This window comes from Pseudomonas syringae (assembly GCF_023278085.1).
GTDB lineage: Bacteria > Pseudomonadota > Gammaproteobacteria > Pseudomonadales > Pseudomonadaceae > Aquipseudomonas > Aquipseudomonas syringae_Q.
In genome coordinates this window covers 3,475,977-3,500,124 of record NZ_CP066265.1, presented here as the reverse complement: position 1 = coordinate 3,500,124, position 24,148 = coordinate 3,475,977, and the positions used below count along the sequence as shown (strand labels likewise).

Here is a 24,148-nt window from a genome sequence, read left to right as displayed (position 1 = left end):
GAGTCAACGACGCAACCACACGCCCGACTTTAGGCATGGATGCATCGTTGGTCTCGCCAACCAGAAGGTGTTCGCACCACGGCATGCTGCCGAGAATGTTGATACGAACGCTCAGTGACCGGGGTCAAGAGCAGGCTACTCCCCAACAAGGGCCGCCACTATAGCCATGTAAATGTGAAAAATATATGTACGGGAATGCTCGAAAGCAAAAAAACCCCATCACGAGGATGGGGTTCTTTTAACGCTGGGTACTGTGCTTACACTTGCAAGGCCGGAATGTTGGCGTTTGCAGCGGCTTCACGGAACTCGGCGATCTGATCGAAGCTCAGGTAGCGGTACACGTCCGCTGCCATGGTGTCGATCTGGTTGGCATAGCCCATGTACTCTTCGACGGTCGGCAGACGACCCAGAATCGAAGCGACGGACGCCAGCTCGGCCGAAGCCAGGTAGACGTTCGCGCCGTCACCCAGGCGGTTCGGGAAGTTACGGGTCGATGTCGACACAACGGTCGAATTCGGTTCTACACGAGCCTGGTTACCCATGCACAGCGAGCAGCCCGGCATTTCCATGCGTGCGCCAGCCTTGCCGTAGATGCCGTAGTAGCCTTCTTCGGTCAACTGGTGAGCGTCCATCTTGGTCGGTGGCGACAGCCACAGACGCGTTGGCAGCTGACCCTTGACCTGATCCAGCAGTTTGCCGGCAGCGCGGAAGTGACCGATGTTGGTCATGCACGAACCGATGAACACTTCGTCGATCTTCTCGCCAGCAACGCTGGACAGCAGACGGGCGTCGTCTGGATCGTTTGGCGCACAGAGCACAGGCTCTTTGATGTCGGCCAGGTCGATTTCGATGATTTCAGCGTATTCGGCGTCAGCATCGGCAACCATCAGCTCAGGGTTGGCAACCCAGGCTTCCATCGCTTGGGCGCGACGTTCCAGGGTACGCGCATCGCCGTAGCCTTCGCCGATCATCCAGCGCAGCAGGGTGATGTTCGAGTTCAGGTATTCGATGATCGGCTCTTTGGCCAGCTTGATGGTGCAACCGGCAGCGGAACGTTCGGCCGAGGCGTCGGACAGCTCGAAAGCCTGTTCGATGCTCAGGTTGTCCAGGCCTTCGATTTCCAGGATGCGGCCGGAGAAGGCGTTCTTCTTGCCTTTCTTCTCGACGGTCAGCAGGCCAGCCTGAATCGCGAAGTAAGGAATGGCGTGAACCAGGTCACGCAGGGTGACGCCCGGTTGCATCTTGCCTTTGAAGCGCACCAGGATCGATTCCGGCATGTCCAGCGGCATGACGCCGGTGGCAGCGGCGAACGCGACCAGACCGGAACCGGCCGGGAACGAGATGCCCATCGGGAAACGGGTGTGCGAGTCACCACCGGTACCGACGGTGTCCGGCAGCAGCATGCGGTTCAGCCAGCTGTGGATGATGCCGTCGCCCGGACGCAGGGAAACGCCGCCGCGGGTCATGATGAAGTCAGGCAGGGTGTGGTGGGTAGTCACGTCGATCGGCTTTGGATAGGCCGCAGTGTGGCAGAAGGACTGCATCACCAGATCGGTCGAGAAGCCCAGGCACGCCAGGTCTTTCAGTTCATCACGGGTCATTGGACCGGTGGTGTCCTGAGAGCCGACGGTGGTCATCTTCGGTTCGCAGTAAGTACCTGGACGAACGCCTTTGCCTTCCGGCAGGCCGCACGCCTTGCCGACCATTTTCTGTGCCAGGGTGAAGCCCTTGCCGGTGTCGACAGGAGCTTCTGGCAGTTTGAACAGATCGGTAGGGCCCAGGCCCAGTTCGGCACGTGCCTTGTCGGTCAGGCCGCGACCGATGATCAGCGGAATACGGCCGCCAGCGCGAACTTCGTCGAGCAGCACCGGGGTCTTCATTTCGAAGGTGGTGATGACTTCATCGCTGTCGTGCTTGCAGACTTTGCCCGCGTAGGGGTAAACGTCGATCACGTCGCCCATGTTGATGTTCGAGACGTCGAATTCGATGGGCAGAGCGCCCGCATCTTCCATGGTGTTATAGAAGATCGGAGCGATCTTGCTGCCGAAGCAGAAACCACCGGCACGCTTGTTCGGTACATAAGGAACGTCGTCGCCGAAGAACCACAGTACCGAGTTGGTCGCCGATTTACGCGAGGAACCTGTACCGACCACGTCACCGACGTAGGCGATAGGGAAACCCTGGCCGCGCATTTCTTCGATCTGCTTCATCGGGCCGATGGAGCCCTGTACGTCTGGAACGATGCCTTCGCGGGCCATTTTCAGCATGGCCAGGGCGTGCAGCGGGATATCCGGGCGCGACCAGGCATCAGGTGCCGGGGACAGGTCGTCGGTGTTGGTTTCGCCCGTTACCTTGAAGACACGCAGGCTGATCTTGTCGGCCAGGGTCGGACGCTTCTTGAACCACTCGCCGTCAGCCCAGGACTGCACGACTGCCTTGGCGTGAGCGTTGCCGTTCTTGGCTTTTTCGGCCACGTCGTGGAAGGCGTCGAACATCAGCAGGGTGTGCTTGAGCTGTTCGGCAGCGACCGGCGCCAGCGTGGCGTCGTCGAGCAGTTCAACCAGCGTGACGATGTTGTAACCGCCCTGCATGGTGCCCAGCAGTTCGGTCGCGCGCTTTTTGTCGATCAGGGGAGAAGTGGCTTCGCCCTTGGCCAGGGCAGACAGAAAACCGGCCTTGACGTAGGCAGCTTCGTCAACGCCTGGTGGAATGCGGTTGGTGATCAGGTCGACAAGGAAAGCTTCTTCGCCAGCCGGGGGATTTTTCAGCAGCTCGACCAGGCCTGCAGTTTGTTCGGCGTTAAGCGGCTGGGGCACGATACCCTGGGCGGCACGCTCTTCGATGTGTTTACGGTAGGCTTCAAGCACAGTATTAACCCTCATCAGTGGTCCCAAATGGGTGTCCGGGACGCTCATCCAGAAATCGTCCGCGCCCACGCAAGGCTTATTGAACCTTGTTGGCAGGGTGTCGGCGATTCCTAACAGAAGCTGTTTTCAAAGTTTTACGCCTGCAGAACGGGGGGATGAGCGGTCGACACGGCCATTCGTGATGAGGGAATGGCCTGTCGACGCCGCGCTGCGGGGTTAACCTGACTGTGCTCGTGACGCTTTGAAAACAGCTTCCAACGGACATTGGCGCCTTAAAAGGCTCGCTGATTCTACGCCAAAACTTCGTCAAAGGTAAGTTAGCCCCTACATCTTCAGGGGTGAACTTGCTTAGACAAAGGGCTAACATACCCGCTTGTTTCGCCTTCCCCAGTCCTGCCTGACATGCCTGATTACATCATCAAGACACCTTGCGTCGGCCTTTGCTCCACTGTTTACGGGGATCTGGTGTGCCGTGGCTGCAAACGCTTCCATCACGAGGTCATCCATTGGAATGGCTACAACGAAGATGAAAAAAGAGCGGTGTGGCTGCGTCTGGAGCAATTGCTGGTTCAGGTGATGACCGCCAAGCTTGAAATCTTCGATGCCGACAAGCTGCGCATGCAGCTCACCCAGCGCAAGATCCGCTTCGTGCCGCATCAGTCCGAGTATTGCTGGGCCTATCAGTTGATCGCACGCGGCGCGCGGGTCATCAGTCAGGTCGAGGCCTACGGTTTCGTGTTGTTGCCGGAGTTTCGTGACTGGACGTTGCCGGAGCTGCGCGACGCGATCGACCGAGAGTTCTTCCTGCTGTCCGAGGCGCACTATCAGCGCTACATCGCGCCAGGCTTCTTAAAAGATGCATTTGGCGCCTGACTGGCCGCTGTGCATTTGTGTCGCGAGTCCCCGGTGCTGCTCGTATAATGCCGGACCTTGCCTCTTCGTCATTCTGTGAGCTTATGTACCCGATCCCTGAAATCGAAGCCTTTCTGCTCTGCCGCACGCCCGACAGCTGGGTTCAGGCTGCACTGCGCAACCTGGACATCCTGTTGATCGATCATGCGAACAACGAGAAGAAGGCCGCCGGGGCCGCGTTTCAGTTCATGTTCCAGTACAACGACAAATTCGACCTGCTGAGCAAGATGTCGCGTCTGGCCCGCGAAGAGCTGCGCCATTTCGAGCAGGTGATCAGCATCATCCGCAAGCGCCAGATCCCGCTGGTCAATATCAGCTCGGCACGCTACGCCGGAGCGTTGCGCAAACTCGTGCGCAATCACAACCCGTACCGGCTGACCGACGCGCTGATCGTCGGCGCTATCGTCGAGGCGCGCTCCTGCGAGCGTTTCGCTGCGCTGGTGCCGCACCTGGATGAAGAGCTGGCGAAGTTCTACGGCGGCCTGCTGAAGTCCGAAGCGCGGCATTTTCAGGACTACCTGAAGCTCGCCTACAGCTACGGCGACAAGGCCGATATCGATGCCAAGATCGAAGAAATCCGCCTGGCCGAGCGCGAGCTGATCGAAAGCCCGGACGAAGAGTTCCGTTTTCACAGCGGCGTACCTGCTGAGGTGCCTGCCGCTGCCTGATTGCTCGCACACGCTTCACAAAAAACGACCGCCTCACCAGCAGTCGTTTTTTTATGGGCTTTTAGTAAGCAAGCTAATAAATGCTTTGACAACGGCTGCCTAGGCAGTAATATTTTGTAATCACTGCTTAAGCAGCTATCCGGGTAAGTCCTTGAAACATTTCAGTCCCGAAAATTTCGATTCCACCCTGATCGGGTTGCTGGTCGGTCGAACCAATGCGCTCAAAGACCGCATGCTGGACAAGTATCTGCTGCCTTATGACGTGACCTTTGCGCAGTTCAAGGTGCTGATCATCATTGCCCAGTTCTCCACCGATACCCCAGTGGAATTGTGTCGGCACCTGTCGCTGGACAGCGGCTCGATGACTCGCATGCTGGACCGTCTGGAGCAGAAAGAGCTGATTGTGCGGACGCGTTCGGCAACGGATCGTCGTCAGGTTCGCCTCGCGCTGACCGAGCAGGGGCAGACGCTTTCCGATCTGTTGCCGCAGATCGGTGCCGACGCCATGAACGATATTTTCGCCCCGCTGGACGTGGAGGAGGTTGCGGCGCTGCAACGCATTCTGACCAAAGTGCTGGTGGCCGCAGATGACCACATCACGCTCACTCGCTTGAGCTTCAATCCCAAAGCCAAAGGCTGAACGGTACGACATCGCGAGCATGCGCAAGCCTGCTAACCGCCCACCGCCCTGAAAGGGCGTTGGCAACTGTCCAGCCGTCGCTGACTACAAGGTAATCGTCATGGCCACTGCCGCCACTGAAAACACATCGGAAACGTCGCAAAAGAAAGACGCCAACCCCGGCAAGCGCAGGTTTCTGCTGATCGTGCTGGCGATCATTGTCGTGCTTTGCGGCCTGGGCATCTGGGCCTGGTATGAGGTATACGGGCAATGGAGCGAGGAAACCGACGATGCCTACGTGAACGGCAACGTGGTCGAGATCACGCCGCTGGTGACCGGGACGGTCATCAGTATTGGTGCCGATGACGGCGATCTTGTGCACGAAGGGCAGGTTCTGCTCAAGTTCGACCCGAGTGACGCCGAGGTTTCGCTGCAAAGCGCCGAGGCCAATCTGGGCAAGGTTGTACGTCAGGTGCGCGGTCTGTACAGCAACGTTGATGGCATGAAAGCGCAACTGGCCGCGCAGCGTACCGCGGTGCAGACCGCTCAGGACAACTATAACCGTCGCCGTAGTCTGGCGGCGGGCGGCGCGATTTCGCAGGAAGAGCTGTCCCATGCCCGAGACAGTCTGACCAGTGCGCAAAGCGCCTTGAACAGCCTTCAGCAGCAGTTGAGCACCAGCGTGGCGCTGGTCGATGACACCGTTGTGTCCTCGCATCCCGACGTCAAGGCCGCGGCGGCTCAATTGCGTCAGGCGTATCTGGCCAATGCACGCTCCACGCTGGTAGCGCCGGTTACCGGTTATGTGGCCAAGCGCACCGTTCAACTGGGGCAGCGCATTCAACCAGGCACCGCGACCATGGCGGTCATCCCGCTGGATCAGTTGTGGATCGATGCCAACTTCAAGGAAACCCAACTGGGCAAGATGCGCATCGGTCAGCCGGTAGAAATCAGCTCTGACCTGTACGGCAGTGATGTGAAGTACAGCGGCACCATCGACAGCCTGGGCGCTGGCACCGGCAGTGCCTTCGCATTGTTGCCTGCACAGAATGCGACCGGTAACTGGATCAAGATCGTCCAGCGCGTGCCGGTGCGGGTGCATATCAACCCGGAAGAACTGGCGAAGCACCCATTGCGGGTCGGCCTGTCGACCACCGTTGAAGTCAATCTGCATGATCAGAGCGGTCCGGTGCTGGCGCAGCAGCCACGCAAACAGGCGGCTTTCAGCACTCAGGTCTACACCGAGCAGTTGGCCGATGCCGACGCGCTGATTACCCGTCTGATCCACGACAACAGTGCTTCCGGCGGCAAGACGTCCGCGCAGCGCTGAAACGCCAATCCGTGAACCCTGGCCCACAGGCCGGGGTGCCGCACTTGTTTTCAGGGATTCGCGATGAGCAACAATGCCCCCGCTTCTTTCACCCCGCCAAGCCTGTTGCTGTGCACCATCGGCCTGTCGCTGGCGACGTTCATGCAGGTGCTCGACACCACCATTGCCAACGTCGCGCTGCCGACCATCGCCGGCAACCTGGGGGTCAGCTCGGAGCAGAGCACCTGGGTGATTACCTCGTTTGCAGTCAGTAACGCGATTGCCTTGCCGCTGACTGGCTGGCTGAGTCGGCGCTTTGGCGAGGTCAAACTGTTTCTGTGGGCCACCATCCTGTTCGTGATGGCTTCGTTTTTGTGCGGTATTTCCCAATCCATGCCAGAACTGGTTGGCTTTCGGGCACTGCAGGGCATGGTGGCCGGGCCGCTGTATCCGATGAGCCAGACCCTGCTGATTGCGGTGTATCCGCCTGCAAAAAGGGGGATGGCATTGGCATTGCTGGCCATGGTCACGGTGGTTGCGCCGATTGCCGGGCCAATTCTTGGCGGCTGGATCACTGACAGTTACAGCTGGCCGTGGATCTTCTTCATCAACATTCCCATCGGCCTGTTCGCGGTACTGGTGGTGCGCTCGCAAATGGCCAAGCGGCCGGTCAGTACCGCGCGGCAGCCGCTGGATTACATTGGTTTGCTGGCGTTGATCGTCGGCGTCGGCGCGTTGCAGGTTGTGCTCGACAAGGGCAATGATCTGGACTGGTTCGAATCGACCTTCATTATATCCGGATCGCTGATTTCGCTGGTTGCGTTGACGTTCTTCGTGATCTGGGAAATGACCGACAAGCACCCGGTCGTCAACCTGAGGCTGTTTGCCTACCGCAATTTCCGGATTGGTACGCTGGTCATGATCGGCGGTTATTCGGGCTTTTTCGGCATTAACCTGATACTGCCGCAGTGGTTGCAGACCCAAATGGGCTATACCGCGACCTGGGCCGGGCTGGCCGTGGCGCCGATCGGTATCCTGCCGGTGCTGATGTCGCCCTTCGTCGGCAAGTACGCGCACAAGTTCGACCTGCGCCTGCTGGCAGGGCTGGCGTTTCTGGCCATGGGCCTGAGCTGCTTCATGCGTGCCGGCTTCAACACCGACGTGGATTTCGAGCACGTGGCCATGGTGCAGTTGTTCATGGGCATCGGCGTGGCGCTGTTCTTCATGCCGACCTTGAGCATCCTGCTCTCCGACTTGCCGCCTGACCAGATCGCCGATGGTTCGGGGCTGGCAACCTTTCTGCGGACCCTGGGCGGCAGCTTCGCGGCGTCGCTGACCACCTGGATCTGGATTCGTCGGGCCAACCAGCACCATGCTTACCTGAGCGAAAACATCAGCACCTTCGACCCCGCCACCCGCCACGCCCTCGACAGCCTGGGGGGTGCCAGCCCGCAGGCCTATGCGCGGCTGGAGCAGACCCTCAACGCACAGGCCTACATGATGTCCACGGTGGATTACTTCTACTTGCTGGGCTGGATATTCGCGGGGCTGATTCTGCTGGTCTGGCTGGCCAAACCCCCATTCGCCGCCAAGGCCGGGCCTGCGGCAGGGGGAGGGCACTAGATTCCTATGCGCCTATCTGAATCATGCGTTTAGCCAAACTGCTCTAAAGCGCTTTTTCAACCGCGATGGCACTGACATCGCATCACCGCCGTGTGACGCAGAGCGTCACGAACTGCATGCCCACGCGGAGCGTGGGCACGATAGTCAACCACCGTTATGCCCTGCACGCAGCCGCTGCCAACGCAGCGCTTTTCCACCGCGATGGCACTGTTGACACAGAGTGCGACGTAAGTGACGGCTGAGTCCTGACGCTGATCCGGGGGTAGCCTGGCAGGACGCCAGGCTAGCCGCACCGGGCCATGGATGGCCCGTTGCGGCGACCCCTGGATCAGCGTCAGGGCGAAGGGACCCGACGAAGTCGGGCCGGAAACGGAGCTGGGACTTTGCCTACTTTGGTCCCTCAAAGTAGGGCGCCGTAAGGGCGCAACGGTGACCTGAGCCGAACCCCGATCCATCTGATGCGCAGAGCAGCCGTGTGACGCAGAGCGTCACGAAAGGCATTACCACGCGGAGCGTGGGAACGAGAATCTGAGCCGACCCCCAGTCCACCTGATGCGCAGAGCAGCCGTGTGACGCAGAGCGTCACGAAAGGCATTACCACGCGGAGCGTGGGAACGAGAATCTGAGCCGAACCCCGATCCACCTGATGCGCAGAGCAGCCGCGTTCCCGCGCCATCAATTCAACAGCGCAGTCGTCTCGGGCACAAAGTCGAACGAACTCAGATTGAATCCCTGCCCGTCCACCTGCAGCACCCAGCCCTGACGATCCCAGTCACCCAGCACAATGCGTCTGGCCGCCTGATCGCCGATCTGCAACTTATGAATCGCCGGGCGATGGGTATGGCCGTGAACCAGCGTACGCACGCCGAACTGCTGCATGATCCGCGGCACTTCATCCGGGGTCACGTCGACAATGTCATTGGCTTTCATGCTGGTTTGCGCACGGCTTTCGTTACGCAGCTTGCGCGCCAGCTTGTGGCGCGTGCTCAGTGGCAGGTGGCGCAGGATAAAAAGCGTCAGCGGATGGCGCAAATAGCGGCGCATCCGGATATAGCCTTCATCGCGGGTACACAGGCTGTCGCCGTGCATCAGCAGCACTGGCTCACCGTTCAACTGCACGACACTGGGATCGCTCAACAGCGTGCAACCCGCTGCCTTGCAAAAGCCCTTGCCGATCATGAAGTCGCGGTTGCCGTGCATCAGAAAAATTCGAGTGCCGCTGTCGCTCAATGCGCGCAGGGCCTTGCAGATTGAAAGCTGGAACGGCGACATCGCATCGTCGCCGATCCAGACTTCAAAGAAATCTCCGAGAATGTACAGCGCCTCGGCGGTGCGGGCGCGGCCGGCAAGGAGATCCAGGAACGCCCGGGTAATGTCCGGGCGCTCCTGTTCAAGATGCAGATCGGAGATCAGCAGTATCACTCAATGATCTCGGCTTTCTCGATGATCACGTCGTCTACCGGCACATCCTGGTGACCGGATTTGCTGGAAGTCGGCACGCCTTTGATCTTGTCGACCACGTCAGTGCCTTCGATCACTTCGGCGAACACCGCATAACCCCAACCCTGAACGGTCTTGGCGCTGTGGTTCAGGAAAGCGTTGTCAGCCACGTTGATGAAGAACTGCGCGGAGGCCGAATGCGGCTCCATGGTACGGGCCATGGCCACGCTGTACTTCTTGTTCGGCAGGCCGTTGTCGGCTTCGTTCTGGATGCTCGGGCGCTTGTCTTTCTTTTCTTTCATGCCTGGCTCGAAACCGCCGCCCTGGACCATGAAGTTGCCGATGACACGGTGAAAAACCGTGTTCTCGTAATGGCCGGCGTTAACGTATTCGATGAAGTTGGCTACAGTCAGCGGAGCCTTTTCTGCGTTCAGTTGCAGAACGATGTCGCCGTGGTTGGTGGTCAGCTTTACTTTGGACATATGGAAAGTCGCTCTCTTGGCAGGTATGAATGGTCGTAGTATGACCCTGACGCGCAGTTTACAGGCGAGGTTACATTTTTCCCCGCTTTTGCAGCTTTTATACCGTCAAATACGCAGTCTGTTGTCAGGGGCTTGACCGCTTCGGCTATGATAAGCGCTTTGATTTAGTCGGCCTACCCTGGCCGCGCACAGTATGCCCAAGGATCTTATGAGCAAGCCCACTCCAGAACCCGCTGCCAATTCAAAGGCAGGCCCAGCCGTACCGACCAATTTCCTGCGTCCGATCGTGCAGGCCGACCTGGATTCGGGCAAGCACAGCAAAATCGTGACCCGTTTCCCGCCGGAGCCCAATGGCTACCTGCACATCGGTCATGCCAAGTCGATCTGCGTGAATTTCGGTCTGGCCAAAGAGTTCGGTGGCGATACGCACCTGCGTTTCGACGACACCAACCCGGCCAAGGAAGACCAGGAATACATCGACGCCATCATGAGTGACGTCAAATGGCTGGGCTTCGAATGGGCCGGTGAAGTGCGCTACGCCTCGCAGTATTTCGATCAGTTGCACGACTGGGCTGTCGAGCTGATCAAGGCAGGCAAGGCCTATGTGGACGACCTGACCCCGGAGCAGGCGCGCGAATACCGTGGCACCCTGACCGAGCCTGGCAAGAACAGCCCGTTCCGTGAGCGCAGCGTCGAGGAAAACCTCGACCTGTTCGCGCGCATGAAGGCTGGCGAATTCGAAGACGGTGCTCGCGTACTGCGCGCCAAAATCGACATGGCCTCGCCGAACATGAACCTGCGTGACCCGATCATCTATCGCATTCGTCATGCCCATCACCACCAGACGGGCGACAAGTGGTGCATCTACCCGATCTATGACTTCACCCATGGTCAGTCGGATGCCATCGAAGGCATCACCCACTCGATCTGCACCCTGGAGTTCGAAAGCCATCGTCCGCTGTATGACTGGTTCCTCGACAACCTGCCGGTGCCGTGCAAGCCGCGCCAGTACGAGTTCTCGCGCCTGAACCTGAACTACACCATCACCAGCAAGCGCAAACTCAAGCAACTGGTTGACGAGAAACACGTCAATGGCTGGGACGATCCGCGCATGTCGACGCTGTCAGGCTTCCGCCGTCGCGGCTACACACCCAAGTCGATTCGCAATTTCTGCGAAATGATCGGCACCAACCGTTCCGACGGCGTGGTCGATTTCGGCATGCTCGAATTCAGCATCCGTGATGATCTCGACCACAGCGCCCCGCGTGCCATGTGCGTGCTGCGTCCTCTGAAAGTCGTGATCACCAATTATCCGGAAGGCCAGGTCGAGAAGCTGGAGTTGCCGCGCCATCCGAAAGAAGACCTCGGCGTACGCGAGCTGCCGTTCTCGCGGGAGATCTACATCGACCGCGACGATTACATGGAAGAGCCGCCGAAAGGCTACAAGCGTCTGGAGCCGAATGGCGAAGTGCGCTTGCGTGGCAGCTATGTGATTCGTGCCGACGAAGCCATCAAGGATGCCGACGGTAATATCGTCGAACTGCGTTGCTCCTACGACCCGGACACCCTGGGCAAAAACCCTGAAGGCCGCAAGGTCAAGGGCGTCGTGCACTGGGTGCCAGCGGCAGAGAGCGTGGAATGCGAAGTGCGTTTGTATGATCGCCTGTTCCGCTCCGCCAACCCGGAGAAAGCCGAAGACGGTGCAAGCTTCCTGGACAACATCAATCCGGACTCCCTGCAAGTACTGACCGGTTGTCGTGCCGAGCCTTCATTGGGGCAAGCGCAACCGGAAGACCGTTTCCAGTTCGAACGCGAAGGTTATTTCTGCGCGGACATCAAGGACTCGAAACCTGGTCGACCCGTCTTCAACCGCACGGTGACGTTGCGGGATTCCTGGACCTGAGATGTCTGAGGGGCAGATAGTGCTTTCTATTTACAACACGCTCACCAAGAGCAAAGAAGTCTTCAAACCGCTGGATGGCAACAAGGTGCGCATGTACGTCTGCGGGATGACCGTGTACGACTACTGCCACCTGGGCCACGGCCGCAGTATGGTGGCGTTCGATCTGGTGACCCGCTGGCTGCGTTTCAGCGGGTATGAGCTGACCTACGTGCGCAACATCACTGACATCGACGACAAGATCATCAATCGTGCGCGTGACAACGGTGAGTCGTTCGACGCGCTGACGGCACGCATGATCGATGCGATGCATGAGGACGAGGCGCGCCTCAACATCCTCAAGCCGGACATGGAGCCGCGTGCCACCGATCATATTCCCGGCATGCACGCGATGATCCAGACCCTGATCGACAAGGGCTATGCCTATGCGCCGGGCAACGGCGATGTGTATTACCGGGTCGGCAAGTTTCAGGGTTACGGCAAGCTGTCGCGCAAGAAGATCGAAGACCTGCGCATCGGCGCGCGCATCGAAGTGGACGAGTCCAAGGAAGACCCGCTGGATTTCGTGCTCTGGAAAGGCGTCAAGCCGGGCGAGCCGAGCTGGGAATCGCCGTGGGGCGCCGGGCGTCCGGGCTGGCACATCGAATGCTCGGTGATGTCGACCTGCTGCCTGGGTGACACGTTCGACATTCATGGTGGCGGCAGCGATCTTGAATTCCCGCACCATGAAAACGAAATCGCCCAGAGCGAAGCGGCCACTGGCAAGACCTACGCCAACGCCTGGTTGCACTGCGGCATGATTCGCATCAATGGCGAGAAGATGTCCAAGTCCTTGAACAACTTCTTCACCATTCGTGACGTGCTGGAGAAATACCACCCGGAAGTGGTGCGCTACCTGTTGGTGTCGAGCCATTACCGCAGCGCGATCAATTATTCCGAAGACAGCCTGCGCGAGTCGAAGGCAGCACTGGAGCGTTTCTATCACGCGCTCAAGGGCTTGCAGGTTGCCGAGCCTGCGGGTGGCGAGGCGTTCGTCGAGCGTTTCAGCGCTGCGATGAATGACGACTTCGGCACGCCGGAGGCCTGTGCCGTGCTGTTCGAGATGGTCCGTGAGATCAATCGCCTGCGCGAATCCGATGTCGCCACAGCGGCGGGTCTAGCGGCGCGTTTGAAGCAGTTGGCCAGTGTGCTGGGTGTGCTGCAGCTGGAAGCCGATGATTTCTTGCGCGCAGGCGCTGAAGGGCGGGTCGATGCAGCTGAAGTGGAAGCGCTGATTCAAGCGCGTCTGGCAGCGCGTGCAGCGAAAGACTGGGCCGAATCCGACCGGATCCGCGACCAGATCACCGCCATGGGCGTGCTGCTGGAAGACGGTAAAGGCGGCACGACCTGGCGTCTGGCGGACTGATGAAGGCAGGCTGATTTTGATTCTCGTTACCACGCTCTGCGTGGTAATGCATTTCGTGACGCTCCGCGTCACATTGCAGTCATGGCGAATCACTCAATCCAGACCGAGATACAGGCAGCATCCAAGCCTGAGCCTGCGTTGCGACTGACACCGCGCCAGGCTGAAGATTTGTGACGCGGAGCGTCACCCAAGGCATTCCCACGCTGGAGCGTGCGGAACGAGAGGTGTTCTAAAGAATACCTCTCGTTCCCATGCTCCGTGTGGGCACGCTGCTCTCGAAGCTCTGCGTCCGATCCTCGATGTCCGGCCTGGCGAGCGTCAAAAACTAAACAATCCGCTGTTCCCGCAACCGCTTGTACAGGGTATTGCGGCTGACCCCCAGGCGTTTGGCCAGTTGTGAAATATTGCCGCCCGCTGCTTGAAACAGCTGGCTCAGGTCTTCCGTTGAGGCGAGGCGTGCGGGGTCATGGGCTTTTGCAGGTTCCCGGCATTCCTCATTTTTGCTGGCATCAAGCAGAAAGTCTTCTGGCAGGTGTTCGCTGCTGATCGGTTGTTCGTCTGCCAGCGCCAGCGCGACTTGAATCACGCTGTTGAGCTGGCGCAGGTTCCCCGGCCACGGGTGGCGTTCGAACAGCTCAAGCACTTCTCTGGAGAATCCCGCCCGTTGCTGAGGCTCGCGGTGACGTTCCCAGATACGCTGGATCAAGGCATGTTGATCGGTGCGCTCGCGCAAGGGCGGCAGTTCGATGCTCAGGCCGCTGATCCGGTAATAAAGATCCTGACGAAAATTCCCCGCCAGTACCTGCTCGCGCAGGCTGCGATTGGTAGCAGAGATCAGCCGTATGTCCACCGGGTACAGTTCGCTGCTGCCCAGCGGCTGAACGCAGCGCTCCTGCAATACGCGTAACAGGCGCGCCTGTACCGGCATCGGCATGTCGCCGACCTCATCGAGAAACAGCGTGCCTTTATCGGCCTTGCGAATCAGGCCGATACTGCCTTTCTGGTTAGCACCGGTGAACGCGCCTCGCTCATAGCCAAACAGCTCCGCCTCGACCAGTTCGGCCGGGATCGCCGCGCAGTTGACGGCGATCAAGGGTTGGCTGGCGCGTGAACTGGCCTGATGCAGCGCCTTGACGAACACCTCTTTACCAACACCGGTTTCACCGTGAATCAGCAGCGGGATGTCTTTTTCCAGTAAGCGCTGAGCTTGCAACACGGCTTTCTCGACTTTCGCGTCGCCCAGGCTGATTGCCTCCAGGCCAAGGCTTCTTGGCACAGCAGGTGCCTGAACAGGCTGAACACTGTGCAGTCTGAGCGGCTTGCGCGTCGGCCGTTTCAACAGGCATTGAAAGCGATTGTTGCCAAACGCATGCAGCGCAAACGGCCGCGCTTCAGTCTCGCTGAGCAATTGCAGGATCGGGCACTTGAACAGTGTTTCGATGTTGACCCCTGCCAGCCTGGCCCCCAACAGATTGTCGGCACGCCGGTTGGCGCAAAGAATCCGGCCGCTTTCATCAAAAATCAGCAAACCCGCCCACTGGCTGTCGAGGTTGTTCAGGCCGGTATTGAAGATCAGCTGGAAATGGCTGTCGCGGAACTGATCGAGGATCAGGCGGTTTTCTACCGACTGGCTCATCATCTTGACCATGCCCAGCGTGTGCGTGGGCGGCAGGAAGCTGTCACTGGACACATCCAGCACCGCGATAATGCGTCGCTCGGCATCGAAAATAGGTGAGGCAGATCCGGTCATGAAGCGATTGGCCTTGAGGAAATGCTCATCCGGTTCGATGTGAATGGCCTGCTCGCAAGCCAGTGCGGTGCCGATGGCGTTGGTGCCTGTACCGCGTTCGCTCCAGCTGGCACCGGCCATGAAGCCTTGGGTCTGCGAAGACTCGACAAAACGCTGAGTACCCCACGACTTGAGCAACTGGCCCTGAGGGTCGGCTAGCAAAATCAGGCAGTTGGAGTTGCTGAGAATGTTTTCATAGACCGGCAGCACCTCTTGATGGGTGGTTTGCACCAGCCCGTGATGGCGCTCCAGCAGGCGGGAAACCTCAGCGCCTGGCAACTGGCCAAACGACGGGCGCGTCTGATGGCTGAGACCGAAGTCCCGGCAGCGGGTCCATGAATCCTGAATGATGATGTCGTGAGCAAGCGAAGCGCTGGGTTGAGACATGAGGATGCCTGCGAATATGACGTGTTGTTTTTGTTTTTAGGTCCCGTCGGCGTGACCATCCTTGCCCGCAACGTGTGTCCAGTGTCGTTCAGAATTGCTCAAAGTCAATGTTCATTTTGTTCAGTTGTTCATTACTTACTGTTCATTTTTGTTCAACTGTGAAATGGCGTTCAGCCCCTGAATACGGGCGAACGCTCTGTTTCGGGCCTTGGCTCGAATATCAATGATCTGGCACGAATGTCGCTATCTGTAATCAGTCACGCATTCACCCTTAAGAAAAAAACAACAAAAGGGCACGCCATGTCACTCACGCTGGAGCATGTCAGTCGCGCAGTCGATGGCCAGATCTGGATCGACGACGCTTCCTTGAGCTTTGAGCCGGGATCATTCAACGTTTTGCTCGGGCGAACCCTGTCCGGCAAGACCAGCCTGATGCGCCTGATGGCCGGGCTGGACAAGCCCGATACCGGGCGCGTCCTGATGAACGGGGTCGATGTCACGCAACGACCGGTTCGTCTGCGCAACGTCTCGATGGTCTATCAGCAGTTCATTAATTACCCCAGCATGACGGTGTTTGAAAACATCGCATCGCCCCTGCGTCAGGCCGGCCTTTCCAAAGAGGTCATCCACAGCCGCGTGCAGGAAACCGCGAAGATGCTGCGCATCGAAAAATTCCTGCAACGCCATCCACTTGAATTGTCCGGCGGGCAGCAACAGCGCACGGCAATGGCCAGAGCACTGGTCAAGGACGCCGAGCTGATTCTGTTCGACGAGCCGCTGGTCAACCTTGACTACAAGCTGCGTGAAGAGCTGCGTCAGGAAATGCGCGAGCTGTTTGCGGCCCGTCATACCATCGCGATTTATGCCACCACTGAGCCCAATGAAGCGCTGGCGCTGGGCGGGACCACCACCATCCTGCATGAAGGACGGGTAGTGCAGAGCGGCAAGACCCCTGAGGTCTACCACCGGCCGGCCACGGTGCTCGCCGCCGAACTGTTCTCCGAGCCGCCGATCAACCTGATGCCTGGGCGTATCGAAGGCAATGAGGTCAGTTTCGCCAACTTTGTGCATTTCCCGCTCAACGTCGACCTGCGCGCAGTTGGCGATGGGGACTACCGCTTCGGCGTGCGCCCCAGTCACCTGAGCCTGGTGCCTTCCAACGACGACGACCTGGAACTGGCGGTCACTGTCGAGCTGGCGGAAATCAGCGGCTCGGAAACCTTCCTGCATGTGCGCAACGAGCTGTTCTCCCTGGTCCTGCATTTGCCGGGGGTGCATGCCTACGATGTTGACGCGCCGATCCGGGTGTACATCCCGACTCACAAATTATTCGTATTCGATCAGCAGGGCGGCCTGATTCAGGCACCGGGCCTGCGCATGGCGAGGGTTGCCTGATGGCCGAGATCCGCTTGCAGAACCTGGCGCACAGCTACAGCGCCAAACCCGGTCCGGACGATTATGCGATTCGGGAAATGAGCCATGTCTGGGAGCAGGGCGGCGCTTATGCGCTGCTCGGGCCGTCCGGCTGCGGCAAATCGACCTTGCTCAATATCATTTCCGGCTTGCTCAGTCCGTCTCAAGGACAAGTGCTGTTCGATTCCAAAGTGGTCAACGAACTGCCCCCCGAGCGCCGCAACATCGCCCAGGTTTTTCAGTTTCCGGTGATCTACGACACCATGACCGTGTTCGATAACCTGGCTTTCCCGCTACGCAACCAGGGCATGGACGAGGCAAGGATTCTCACCAAGGTCAACGAAATCGCCGACGTGCTGGACTTGCAGCCGCTGCTGAAAAAGAAAGCGCGCAACCTCTCGGCGGACGAGAAGCAGAAGGTGTCCATGGGGCGCGGGCTGGTGCGCGACGACGTTTCAGCGATTCTCTTCGATGAGCCGCTGACGGTTATTGACCCCCACCTGAAGTGGAAGCTGCGCCGCAAGCTCAAGCAGATTCACGAGCAATTCAACATCACCATGGTCTACGTCACCCACGATCAGCTGGAGGCGTCGACCTTCGCCGACAAGATTGCGGTGATGTACGGCGGACAGATCGTGCAATTCGGCACGCCCCGTGAGCTGTTTGAAAAGCCTTCCCACACGTTTGTCGGCTATTTCATTGGCAGCCCCGGCATGAATCTGATCGACGTCACGCCTCAACCGGGCGGAGTCGGTTTTGCCGACATTCACTTGCCGCTGCCTGAGTCGTTGCAGGACAAGCTCGCCAGTACCTCGTGGAAAAGTCTGAAAGTGGGTATTCGTCCAGAGTTCGTGCACGTCTGGGACGGGCCTTACGACGAAGCGATGTGCGCCGATGTCACCTACGTGGAAGACCTCGGCACCTACAAGATCATCACCCTGAAACTGGCCGGACAACTGTTGAAAGTGCGCCTTCAGGAAGACAAACCGGTGCCGCAAGGTCAGGCCTGGATCAGTTTTCCCGGGCAATGGCTGATGCTGTATGCCGACGATTACCTGCTTGAAGCCGCTCCTGTGAGTGAGGTGCCCCATGCGTAAGGTGCAGAACAACAAGGCCTGGTGGCTGGTGATGCCGGTGTTTCTGCTGGTGGCCTTCAGCGCCATTATCCCGATGATGACCGTGGTCAACTATTCGGTGCAGGACATCTTCGACCAGTCCAGCCGCTACTTCGTCGGCACCGACTGGTTCAGGCAGGTTTTGCAGGACCCGCGTCTGCACGACTCGCTGCTGCGCCAGTTCATTTACTCGGGTTGCGTGCTGCTGATCGAAATCCCGTTGGGCATTGCGATCGCCCTGACTATGCCCACCAAGGGTCGCTGGTCGTCGTTGTGCCTGATCGTGATGACCATTCCGCTGCTGATCCCCTGGAACGTGGTCGGCACCATCTGGCAGATATTCGGCCGGGGCGATATCGGGCTGCTGGGGTACACGCTGAACAACGTGCTGGGTATCAACTACAACTACGCGGCGAATGCCTCGGATGCCTGGGTGACGGTGTTGATCATCGACGTCTGGCACTGGACTTCGCTGGTGGCGCTGCTCTGCTATTCGGGGCTGCGGGCTATCCCTGATGTGTATTACCAGGCCGCGCGTATCGATCGTGCGTCCGGCTGGGCGATCTTCCGACACATCCAGTTGCCGAAGATGAAGAGCGTGCTGCTGATCGCGGTGATGCTGCGCTTCATGGACAGCTTCATGATCTACACCGAGCCGTTCGTGCTGACGGGAGGTGGTCCGGGCAACTCGACGACCTTCCTCAGTCAGACGCTGACGACCATGGCGCTCGGCCAGTTCGACCTCGGGCCAGCGGCGGCATTTTCGCTGGTGTACTTCCTGATCATTCTGTTGGTGTCATGGGTGTTCTACACCGCCATGACCCACGGCGAAAAGAATTGAGGGCCTGGTCATGAGTCTGCGCAAAATCATACCGCTATGGATTTATCTGCTGTTCCTGCTGGTGCCGATCTACTGGCTGGTCAACATGTCGTTCAAGACCAATACCGAGATTCTCGGCGGACTGACGCTGTGGCCGCAGGATTTTACCCTGGCCAACTACAAGGTGATTTTCACCGACGAGAGCTGGTACAGCGGCTATCTTAATTCGCTGTACTACGTGTGCTTGAATACCGTGATTTCGCTGAGCGTCGCGCTACCGGCAGCTTATGCGTTTTCACGCTATCGTTTCCTCGGCGACAAGCACCTGTTCTTCTGGTTATTGACCAATCGCATGGCACCACCGGCTGTGTTCCTGCTGCCGTTTTTCCAGCTGTACTCGTCCATCGGGCTGTTCGACACGCACATCGCCGTAGCGCTGGCGCACTGTCTGTTCAACGTCCCGCTGGCGGTGTGGATTCTGGAGGGCTTCATGTCCGGTGTTCCCAAGGAAATCGACGAAACGGCCTACATCGACGGTTACAGCTTTCCCAAGTTCTTCGTGAAGATTTTCATTCCGCTGATTGGCTCGGGAATAGGTGTTACTGCATTTTTCTGCTTCATGTTTTCCTGGGTCGAGTTGTTGCTGGCGCGCACCCTGACGTCGGTCAACGCCAAGCCGATTGCGGCGGTGATGACGCGCACGGTGTCGGCATCGGGTATCGACTGGGGTGTGCTGGCAGCGGCGGGAGTACTGACTATCCTGCCGGGCATGCTGGTGATCTGGTTCGTTCGCAATCACGTGGTCAAGGGCTTTGCCCTTGGCCGTGTCTGAGGAGTCGAGAAAATGGAGTGGATGTCCTGGACACTGCCAACGGCGGCTTTCTTCATCAGTATCGGGTTGTTGCTGTTGGGCATGACCGTATGGGAGCTGCGCTCGGCGAGTATCGAGCGCCGTGGTTTTCTACCGATTGTCACCACGCGTGGCGACCGTTTGTTCATCGGGCTTCTGGGCAGCGCGTACCTGCACCTGCTGGTGATCGGCGCGACTGACTGGAATATATGGATCGCCTCAGGGATCTCCCTGGTGTGGTTGTTGGTGGTGATGCGTTGGGGTTAGAGGGCGGCCGGACGCGATTGCCAGGGTGATCCGGTCGGCAGTATTCGAAAAGCGGGACTACATAAAAGCAACACTGGAGATGACTATGTTCAATAAGAAAAACAAGCTGCAACATAGCGTGACGCTGGCAACCATGATCATGCTCAGCGGTTTGAGTGTGTCGGCATGGGCAGATCAGTACGAGGATGCGGCGAAGAAGTGGGCGGCGAGCGAGTTCAAGCCGAGCACGCTTTCCGATGCCGAGCAGTTGAAAGAACTGGAGTGGTTCATCAAGGCGGCAGAACCGTTCCGGGGCATGGACATCAAGGTGGTGTCGGAAACCCTGACCACCCATGAATACGAGTCAAAAACCCTGGCCAAGGCGTTCACTGAAATCACCGGTATCAAAGTCACTCATGACTTGCTGCAGGAAGGTGATGTCATCGAGAAGCTGCAAACGGCCATGCAGTCTGACAAGAGTATCTACGACGGCTGGGTCAATGACTCGGACCTGATCGGCACGCACTTTCGCTACGGCAAGGCCATGTCCCTGACTGACCTGATGGCCAGCCCGGAAGGCAGTAAAGTCACTTCGCCAACGCTGGACCTGAAAGACTTCATCGGTACTTCGTTTACTACCGCACCTGACGGCAAACTGTATCAACTGCCCGACCAACAGTTTGCCAACCTGTACTGGTTCCGTGCCGACTGGTTCGAACGTCCTGATCTGAAAAAGAAATTCAAGGACAAATACGGCTACGAGCTGGGCGTCCCGGTCAACTGGTCGGCGTATGAAGACATCGCCAAGTTCTTCAGCGAAGACGTCAAGGAAATCGACGGCAAGAAAGTCTTTGGCCACATGGACTATGGCAAGAAGGACCCCTCGCTGGGCTGGCGTTTCACCGACGCCTGGTTCTCCATGGCCGGCAGTGGCGACAAGGGCTTGCCTAACGGCTTGCCAGTGGACGAATGGGGCATCCGTGTCGAGGACTGCCATCCGGTCGGTTCCAGCATTACCCGTGGTGGCGATACCAACGGGCCGGCTGCGGTCTTCGCGACCCAAAAATACATCGACTGGCTGAAGGCCTATGCACCGCCAGAGGCTGCGGGCATGACGTTCTCCGAGTCCGGTCCGGTGCCGTCCCAGGGTAACGTGGCGCAGCAGATCTTCTGGTACACCGCCTTTACCGCTGACATGACCAAGCCGGGTCTGCCGGTCATGAACGCCGACGGCACGCCGAAGTGGCGCATGGCACCTTCGCCAAAAGGTCCGTACTGGAAAGAAGGCATGAAGCTCGGCTATCAGGACGTAGGTTCGTGGACTTTCCTCAAGTCCTCCGACGAGAAAAAACGTCTGGCAGCCTGGCTGTACGCACAGTTCGTGACCTCGAAAAGTGTTTCGTTGAAGAAAACCATCGTCGGCCTGACGCCGATTCGCGAGTCGGACATCAACTCCAAGGAGATGACCGCGCTGGCGCCTAAACTCGGTGGTCTGGTGGAGTTCTATCGCAGCCCGGCCCGCGTTCAATGGTCGCCTACCGGCACCAACGTGCCTGACTATCCGAAACTGGCACAACTGTGGTGGAGCCACGTAGCCGAGGCGGTGACCGGCGAGAAAACCGCCCAGCAGGCGCTGGACGGTCTGGCCAAGGATCAGGATGCAATCATGACGCGCATCGAGCGTTCCAAGGTTCAGGACGCCAGCAAGTGTGCGCCGAAGATGAATCCCGAGACGTCGGCAGAAGAGTGGTACTCCAAGGCCGAGCAGAGCGGTGGCAAGTTCCTCGCTCCGCAACGCAAGCTGGCTAACGAGAAGCCGAAGGGTGAAACCATCGCCTACTCTGACCTGCTGAAAAGCTGGGAAGCGGCCAAGAAGTAAGTCTTTTCGGGAATAAAAAAACGGCACCCTCAGGTGCCGTTTTTTATGGGAGCGGAACAGGCCGATCAGTCGTGCAGGGTTTCTGCCGCATACAGCGTGTTCTCCAGCAGGCATGCGCGGGTCATCGGGCCTACGCCGCCTGGAACCGGAGTGATCCAGCCAGCGCGGGGCAGGGCGGTGTCATACACCACGTCGCCCACCAGCTTGCCATCGTCCTGACGATTGATACCGACATCGATCACGATAGCGCCTGGCTTGATCCATTCACCTTTGACCAGGCCCGGCTTGCCAGCGGCAACCACCACCAGATCGGCACGGCCCACATGGCCGGCCAGATCCTTGGTGAAGCGGTGGGTGACCGTGACGGTGCAGCCCGCCAGTAGCAACTCCATGGCCATCGGGCGGCCAACGATATTGGATGCGCCAACGACGACAGCGTCCAGCCCGTACAGGTCGACGCCGGTGCTTTCCAGCAGGGTCATGATGCCTTTCGGCGTACACGGACGCAGCAGCGGAATGCGCTGGGCCAGACGGCCGACGTTATACGGATGGAAACCGTCCACATCCTTGTCCGGGCGAATGCGCTCCAATAGCAGCGAGGCGTCCAGATGGGCCGGCAATGGCAGTTGCAGCAGGATACCGTCGACAGCGGCGTCTTCATTGAGACGGTCGATCAGCTCGGTCAACGCAATCTGGGTGGTGTCGGCGGGCAAGTCATAAGCCTGGGAGATAAAGCCGACTTCCTCGCAGTCCTTGCGCTTGTGCGAAACGTAAACCTGGGAGGCGGGGTCGCTGCCCACCAGAATCACCGCGAGGCCCGGCGTACGCAAGCCTTGCTGGCTACGTTCGGCGACACGTTTGGCGATCTGCTGGCGCAGGCTGGCGGCGATCGCTTTGCCGTCGATTAGTTTTGCAGTCATGACGCGTGATTAACCATCGAGAGGAAATAAAATGAGCGCGCATTCTCGCATGACATGGCGCGAGGGCAAAGGCGCATGCACTGGATATTCAGCTAACTCCTTTATCTAGCTGAATTTTTTTCAAAAAAAGGTTGACGACCCCAGGGGCCGTCTATAAGATTCGTCGCACTTGCCGGGCAGAGCCCAGCACTGGTTAAGCTAGCACTGGTTGATTCGGTCAGGCAGAGTTGCAAATCAGCTCGGTGTGATTGAAAGCCTTTTAGTTTGTTCTCGCAAGAATACAAATTATATAAGTGCCCGTAGCTCAGCTGGATAGAGCATCCGCCTTCTAAGCGGATGGTCGCAGGTTCGAGTCCTGCCGGGTGCGCCATTCAAGGCAGCTTTGGCACAGCAAGTAAGATATACCGTCACGCGCAATATGGTGGGCGTAGCTCAGTTGGTAGAGCACAGGATTGTGACTCCTGCGGTCGTGGGTTCGAACCCCATCGTCCACCCCATATTAAGAAGGGCGCCAGATTCATAGTCTGGCGCCTTTGCTTTAACAGTTTGAAATGCGGATGTGGTGGAATTGGTAGACACACTGGATTTAGGTTCCAGCGCCGCAAGGTGTGAGAGTTCGAGTCTCTCCGTCCGCACCAGATGTACTTTCGCCGGGTTGCATTGAGCGCCGCGAAAGCCAAAAGAAGCCCGCCTAGTGCGGGCTTTTTGTTGCCCCGGGTTTTGTATTTCGGTGATTTGAAGATTTTTGAGCGGCAGCGTCGCGAGCAGGATGCTCCTGCTCACGCCGCGATGTGCTGGTGTCTCAAGGCTGGAAGCGGTTTTTCTGATTATTCAATAACCAGCAATACCTTGGCCTGGCACAGGAGAGACGAGTTCGCTCCAGGGATCTCGATGACTACGCTGTAACCGCCGGATTCCATCGAGGATAAATCTGCCGTGAACGAAAAGCCTGATTTCAAGAGTTTTTCATTGTTATAGGTCTTTACCAGGTCAATGCGATCAACGATGGCGGGGTTCTTGAATATGGCAGGAGTTCCCTTGTAGCCAGTCAGGCGAAGTCTCATTTCCTTTGGGGCCTCCTGGTTGGCAGTGTCGATCGCCCAACCGTTGAACACGGCGACGCCTCGCGGTACATAAATACTCGCTCCTGTCTTTCCGGAGATCGTGTCAATAAAGCATTTGTCTGATGAGTAATAAGTAGTCTTGGTGGTTGCTGCGCTTCCCTGGCTTCCTTCTTTATCATTGCACCCGGTCATTGTTGCTGAAGCTATAGCCAGAAAACTGAATGCAGCAATCATCTTGTACATGGTTTTTCCTGAGAGGTATCAATGTGTGTAGGGCATTGATTTGTTGAATATTTAACGCTCTACCCTGCTATCGACGCAGCGCGAAATTTTACGACTCGCCGATCGCGCGGGTCTTTGTCCTTGCTACTGGAATCTGGGCGGATTATGTAGCGGTTGACAGTGCCGTACAAGGCGCCGCCTTGAGTGCAAGAAGTCCC

Annotated in this window: 19 protein-coding genes and 3 tRNA genes; 16 read left to right on the top strand and 6 right to left on the bottom strand. The window is 58.3% G+C overall.

The features are described 5' to 3' along the window. Window positions 1-257: 257 nt before the first annotated feature. The gene (gene acnB, locus I9H07_RS15495; protein WP_024675168.1) at window positions 258-2,867 is read right to left on the bottom strand and encodes a bifunctional aconitate hydratase 2/2-methylisocitrate dehydratase; all 2,610 of its coding nucleotides are present in this window, start codon (window positions 2,865-2,867) and stop codon (window positions 258-260) included. Window positions 2,868-3,269: 402 nt separating this feature from the next. Between acnB and I9H07_RS15490 the strand changes: the two genes are divergently transcribed. The 5 genes from I9H07_RS15490 (at window position 3,270) to I9H07_RS15470 (ending at window position 7,998) form a co-directional block, all read left to right on the top strand. Further along, a complete protein-coding gene (locus tag I9H07_RS15490; RefSeq protein WP_007250303.1) occupies window positions 3,270-3,740 on the top strand; it encodes a DUF1289 domain-containing protein in 471 nt (156 codons plus the stop codon). Window positions 3,741-3,823: 83 nt separating this feature from the next. Next, window positions 3,824-4,447 carry a tRNA-(ms[2]io[6]A)-hydroxylase gene (locus tag I9H07_RS15485; RefSeq protein ID WP_024675169.1) on the top strand — a complete coding sequence of 208 codons (624 nt, stop codon included), beginning with the start codon at window positions 3,824-3,826 and terminating at the stop codon, window positions 4,445-4,447. Window positions 4,448-4,598: 151 nt separating this feature from the next. Further along, complete coding sequence (locus tag I9H07_RS15480; RefSeq protein WP_024675170.1) at window positions 4,599-5,087, top strand: MarR family winged helix-turn-helix transcriptional regulator; 489 nt, start codon at window positions 4,599-4,601, stop codon at window positions 5,085-5,087. Window positions 5,088-5,187: 100 nt separating this feature from the next. Then, window positions 5,188-6,396, top strand: coding sequence for an HlyD family efflux transporter periplasmic adaptor subunit (locus tag I9H07_RS15475; protein WP_236423240.1), 1,209 nt, complete (start codon window positions 5,188-5,190; stop codon window positions 6,394-6,396). A 63-nt stretch (window positions 6,397-6,459) separates the two neighbouring features. After that, window positions 6,460-7,998, top strand: coding sequence for a DHA2 family efflux MFS transporter permease subunit (locus I9H07_RS15470; protein WP_236423239.1), 1,539 nt, complete (start codon window positions 6,460-6,462; stop codon window positions 7,996-7,998). A gap of 675 nt (window positions 7,999-8,673) precedes the next feature. Here I9H07_RS15470 and lpxH read toward each other — a convergent pair. Beyond that, window positions 8,674-9,420 (bottom strand): UDP-2,3-diacylglucosamine diphosphatase, encoded by a 747-nt coding sequence (gene lpxH, locus I9H07_RS15465; RefSeq protein WP_024673484.1) that lies wholly within the window; start codon window positions 9,418-9,420, stop codon window positions 8,674-8,676. Further along, a complete protein-coding gene (locus I9H07_RS15460; RefSeq protein WP_024673483.1) occupies window positions 9,417-9,920 on the bottom strand; it encodes a peptidylprolyl isomerase in 504 nt (167 codons plus the stop codon). Before I9H07_RS15460 ends, lpxH begins: the two co-directional genes overlap by 4 nt. A 208-nt stretch (window positions 9,921-10,128) precedes the next feature. On the opposite strand from I9H07_RS15460, the gene I9H07_RS15455 reads away from it, so the two are divergent. Then, window positions 10,129-11,823: a glutamine--tRNA ligase/YqeY domain fusion protein gene (locus I9H07_RS15455; RefSeq protein WP_024673482.1), complete on the top strand. Its 1,695-nt coding sequence runs from the start codon at window positions 10,129-10,131 to the stop codon at window positions 11,821-11,823. 19 nt (window positions 11,824-11,842) lie between these two features. After that, on the top strand, window positions 11,843-13,225 hold the full coding sequence (gene cysS, locus I9H07_RS15450) for a cysteine--tRNA ligase (RefSeq protein ID WP_236423238.1): 1,383 nt from the start codon (window positions 11,843-11,845) through the stop codon (window positions 13,223-13,225). A gap of 325 nt (window positions 13,226-13,550) precedes the next feature. On the opposite strand, the gene I9H07_RS15445 is transcribed toward cysS, so the two are convergent. Then, window positions 13,551-15,401 (bottom strand): sigma-54-dependent Fis family transcriptional regulator, encoded by a 1,851-nt coding sequence (locus I9H07_RS15445; protein WP_236533835.1) that lies wholly within the window; start codon window positions 15,399-15,401, stop codon window positions 13,551-13,553. Between the two features lie 300 nt (window positions 15,402-15,701). Here I9H07_RS15445 and I9H07_RS15440 point away from each other — a divergent pair, with 300 nt between their 5' ends. The 6 genes from I9H07_RS15440 to I9H07_RS15415 all read left to right on the top strand — a co-directional run bounded on the left by I9H07_RS15440 (window position 15,702) and on the right by I9H07_RS15415 (window position 21,724). After that, window positions 15,702-16,796, top strand: a complete 1,095-nt coding sequence (locus I9H07_RS15440) for an ABC transporter ATP-binding protein (RefSeq protein ID WP_024674133.1) — start codon at window positions 15,702-15,704, stop codon at window positions 16,794-16,796. Beyond that, window positions 16,796-17,911 carry an ABC transporter ATP-binding protein gene (locus I9H07_RS15435; RefSeq protein WP_236423236.1) on the top strand — a complete coding sequence of 372 codons (1,116 nt, stop codon included), beginning with the start codon at window positions 16,796-16,798 and terminating at the stop codon, window positions 17,909-17,911. The genes I9H07_RS15440 and I9H07_RS15435 overlap by 1 nt, the downstream gene beginning before the upstream one ends. Then, window positions 17,904-18,770 carry a carbohydrate ABC transporter permease gene (locus tag I9H07_RS15430; RefSeq protein WP_024674131.1) on the top strand — a complete coding sequence of 289 codons (867 nt, stop codon included), beginning with the start codon at window positions 17,904-17,906 and terminating at the stop codon, window positions 18,768-18,770. The genes I9H07_RS15435 and I9H07_RS15430 overlap by 8 nt, the downstream gene beginning before the upstream one ends. A 10-nt stretch (window positions 18,771-18,780) precedes the next feature. Beyond that, window positions 18,781-19,581, top strand: coding sequence for a carbohydrate ABC transporter permease (locus I9H07_RS15425; RefSeq protein ID WP_003376266.1), 801 nt, complete (start codon window positions 18,781-18,783; stop codon window positions 19,579-19,581). Window positions 19,582-19,593: 12 nt separating this feature from the next. Then, window positions 19,594-19,866, top strand: coding sequence for a DUF2160 domain-containing protein (locus I9H07_RS15420; RefSeq protein ID WP_236423235.1), 273 nt, complete (start codon window positions 19,594-19,596; stop codon window positions 19,864-19,866). Window positions 19,867-19,951: 85 nt separating this feature from the next. Then, window positions 19,952-21,724, top strand: a complete 1,773-nt coding sequence (locus tag I9H07_RS15415) for an ABC transporter substrate-binding protein (protein ID WP_024674129.1) — start codon at window positions 19,952-19,954, stop codon at window positions 21,722-21,724. A 65-nt stretch (window positions 21,725-21,789) separates the two neighbouring features. Here the strand turns inward: I9H07_RS15415 and folD are convergent, their stop codons facing one another. Next, window positions 21,790-22,644 carry a bifunctional methylenetetrahydrofolate dehydrogenase/methenyltetrahydrofolate cyclohydrolase FolD gene (folD, locus tag I9H07_RS15410; RefSeq protein ID WP_058391300.1) on the bottom strand — a complete coding sequence of 285 codons (855 nt, stop codon included), beginning with the start codon at window positions 22,642-22,644 and terminating at the stop codon, window positions 21,790-21,792. A 293-nt stretch (window positions 22,645-22,937) separates the two neighbouring features. Between folD and I9H07_RS15405 the strand changes: the two genes are divergently transcribed. The 3 genes from I9H07_RS15405 to I9H07_RS15395 all read left to right on the top strand — a co-directional run bounded on the left by I9H07_RS15405 (window position 22,938) and on the right by I9H07_RS15395 (window position 23,282). After that, window positions 22,938-23,014 (top strand) — tRNA-Arg (locus I9H07_RS15405). 51 nt (window positions 23,015-23,065) lie between these two features. Further along, a tRNA-His gene (locus I9H07_RS15400) sits at window positions 23,066-23,141 on the top strand. Window positions 23,142-23,197: 56 nt separating this feature from the next. Further along, window positions 23,198-23,282 (top strand) — tRNA-Leu (locus tag I9H07_RS15395). A gap of 189 nt (window positions 23,283-23,471) precedes the next feature. Here the strand turns inward: I9H07_RS15395 and I9H07_RS15390 are convergent. Next, window positions 23,472-23,951 carry a hypothetical protein gene (locus I9H07_RS15390; RefSeq protein WP_236423234.1) on the bottom strand — a complete coding sequence of 160 codons (480 nt, stop codon included), beginning with the start codon at window positions 23,949-23,951 and terminating at the stop codon, window positions 23,472-23,474. Window positions 23,952-24,148: the final 197 nt, after the last annotated feature.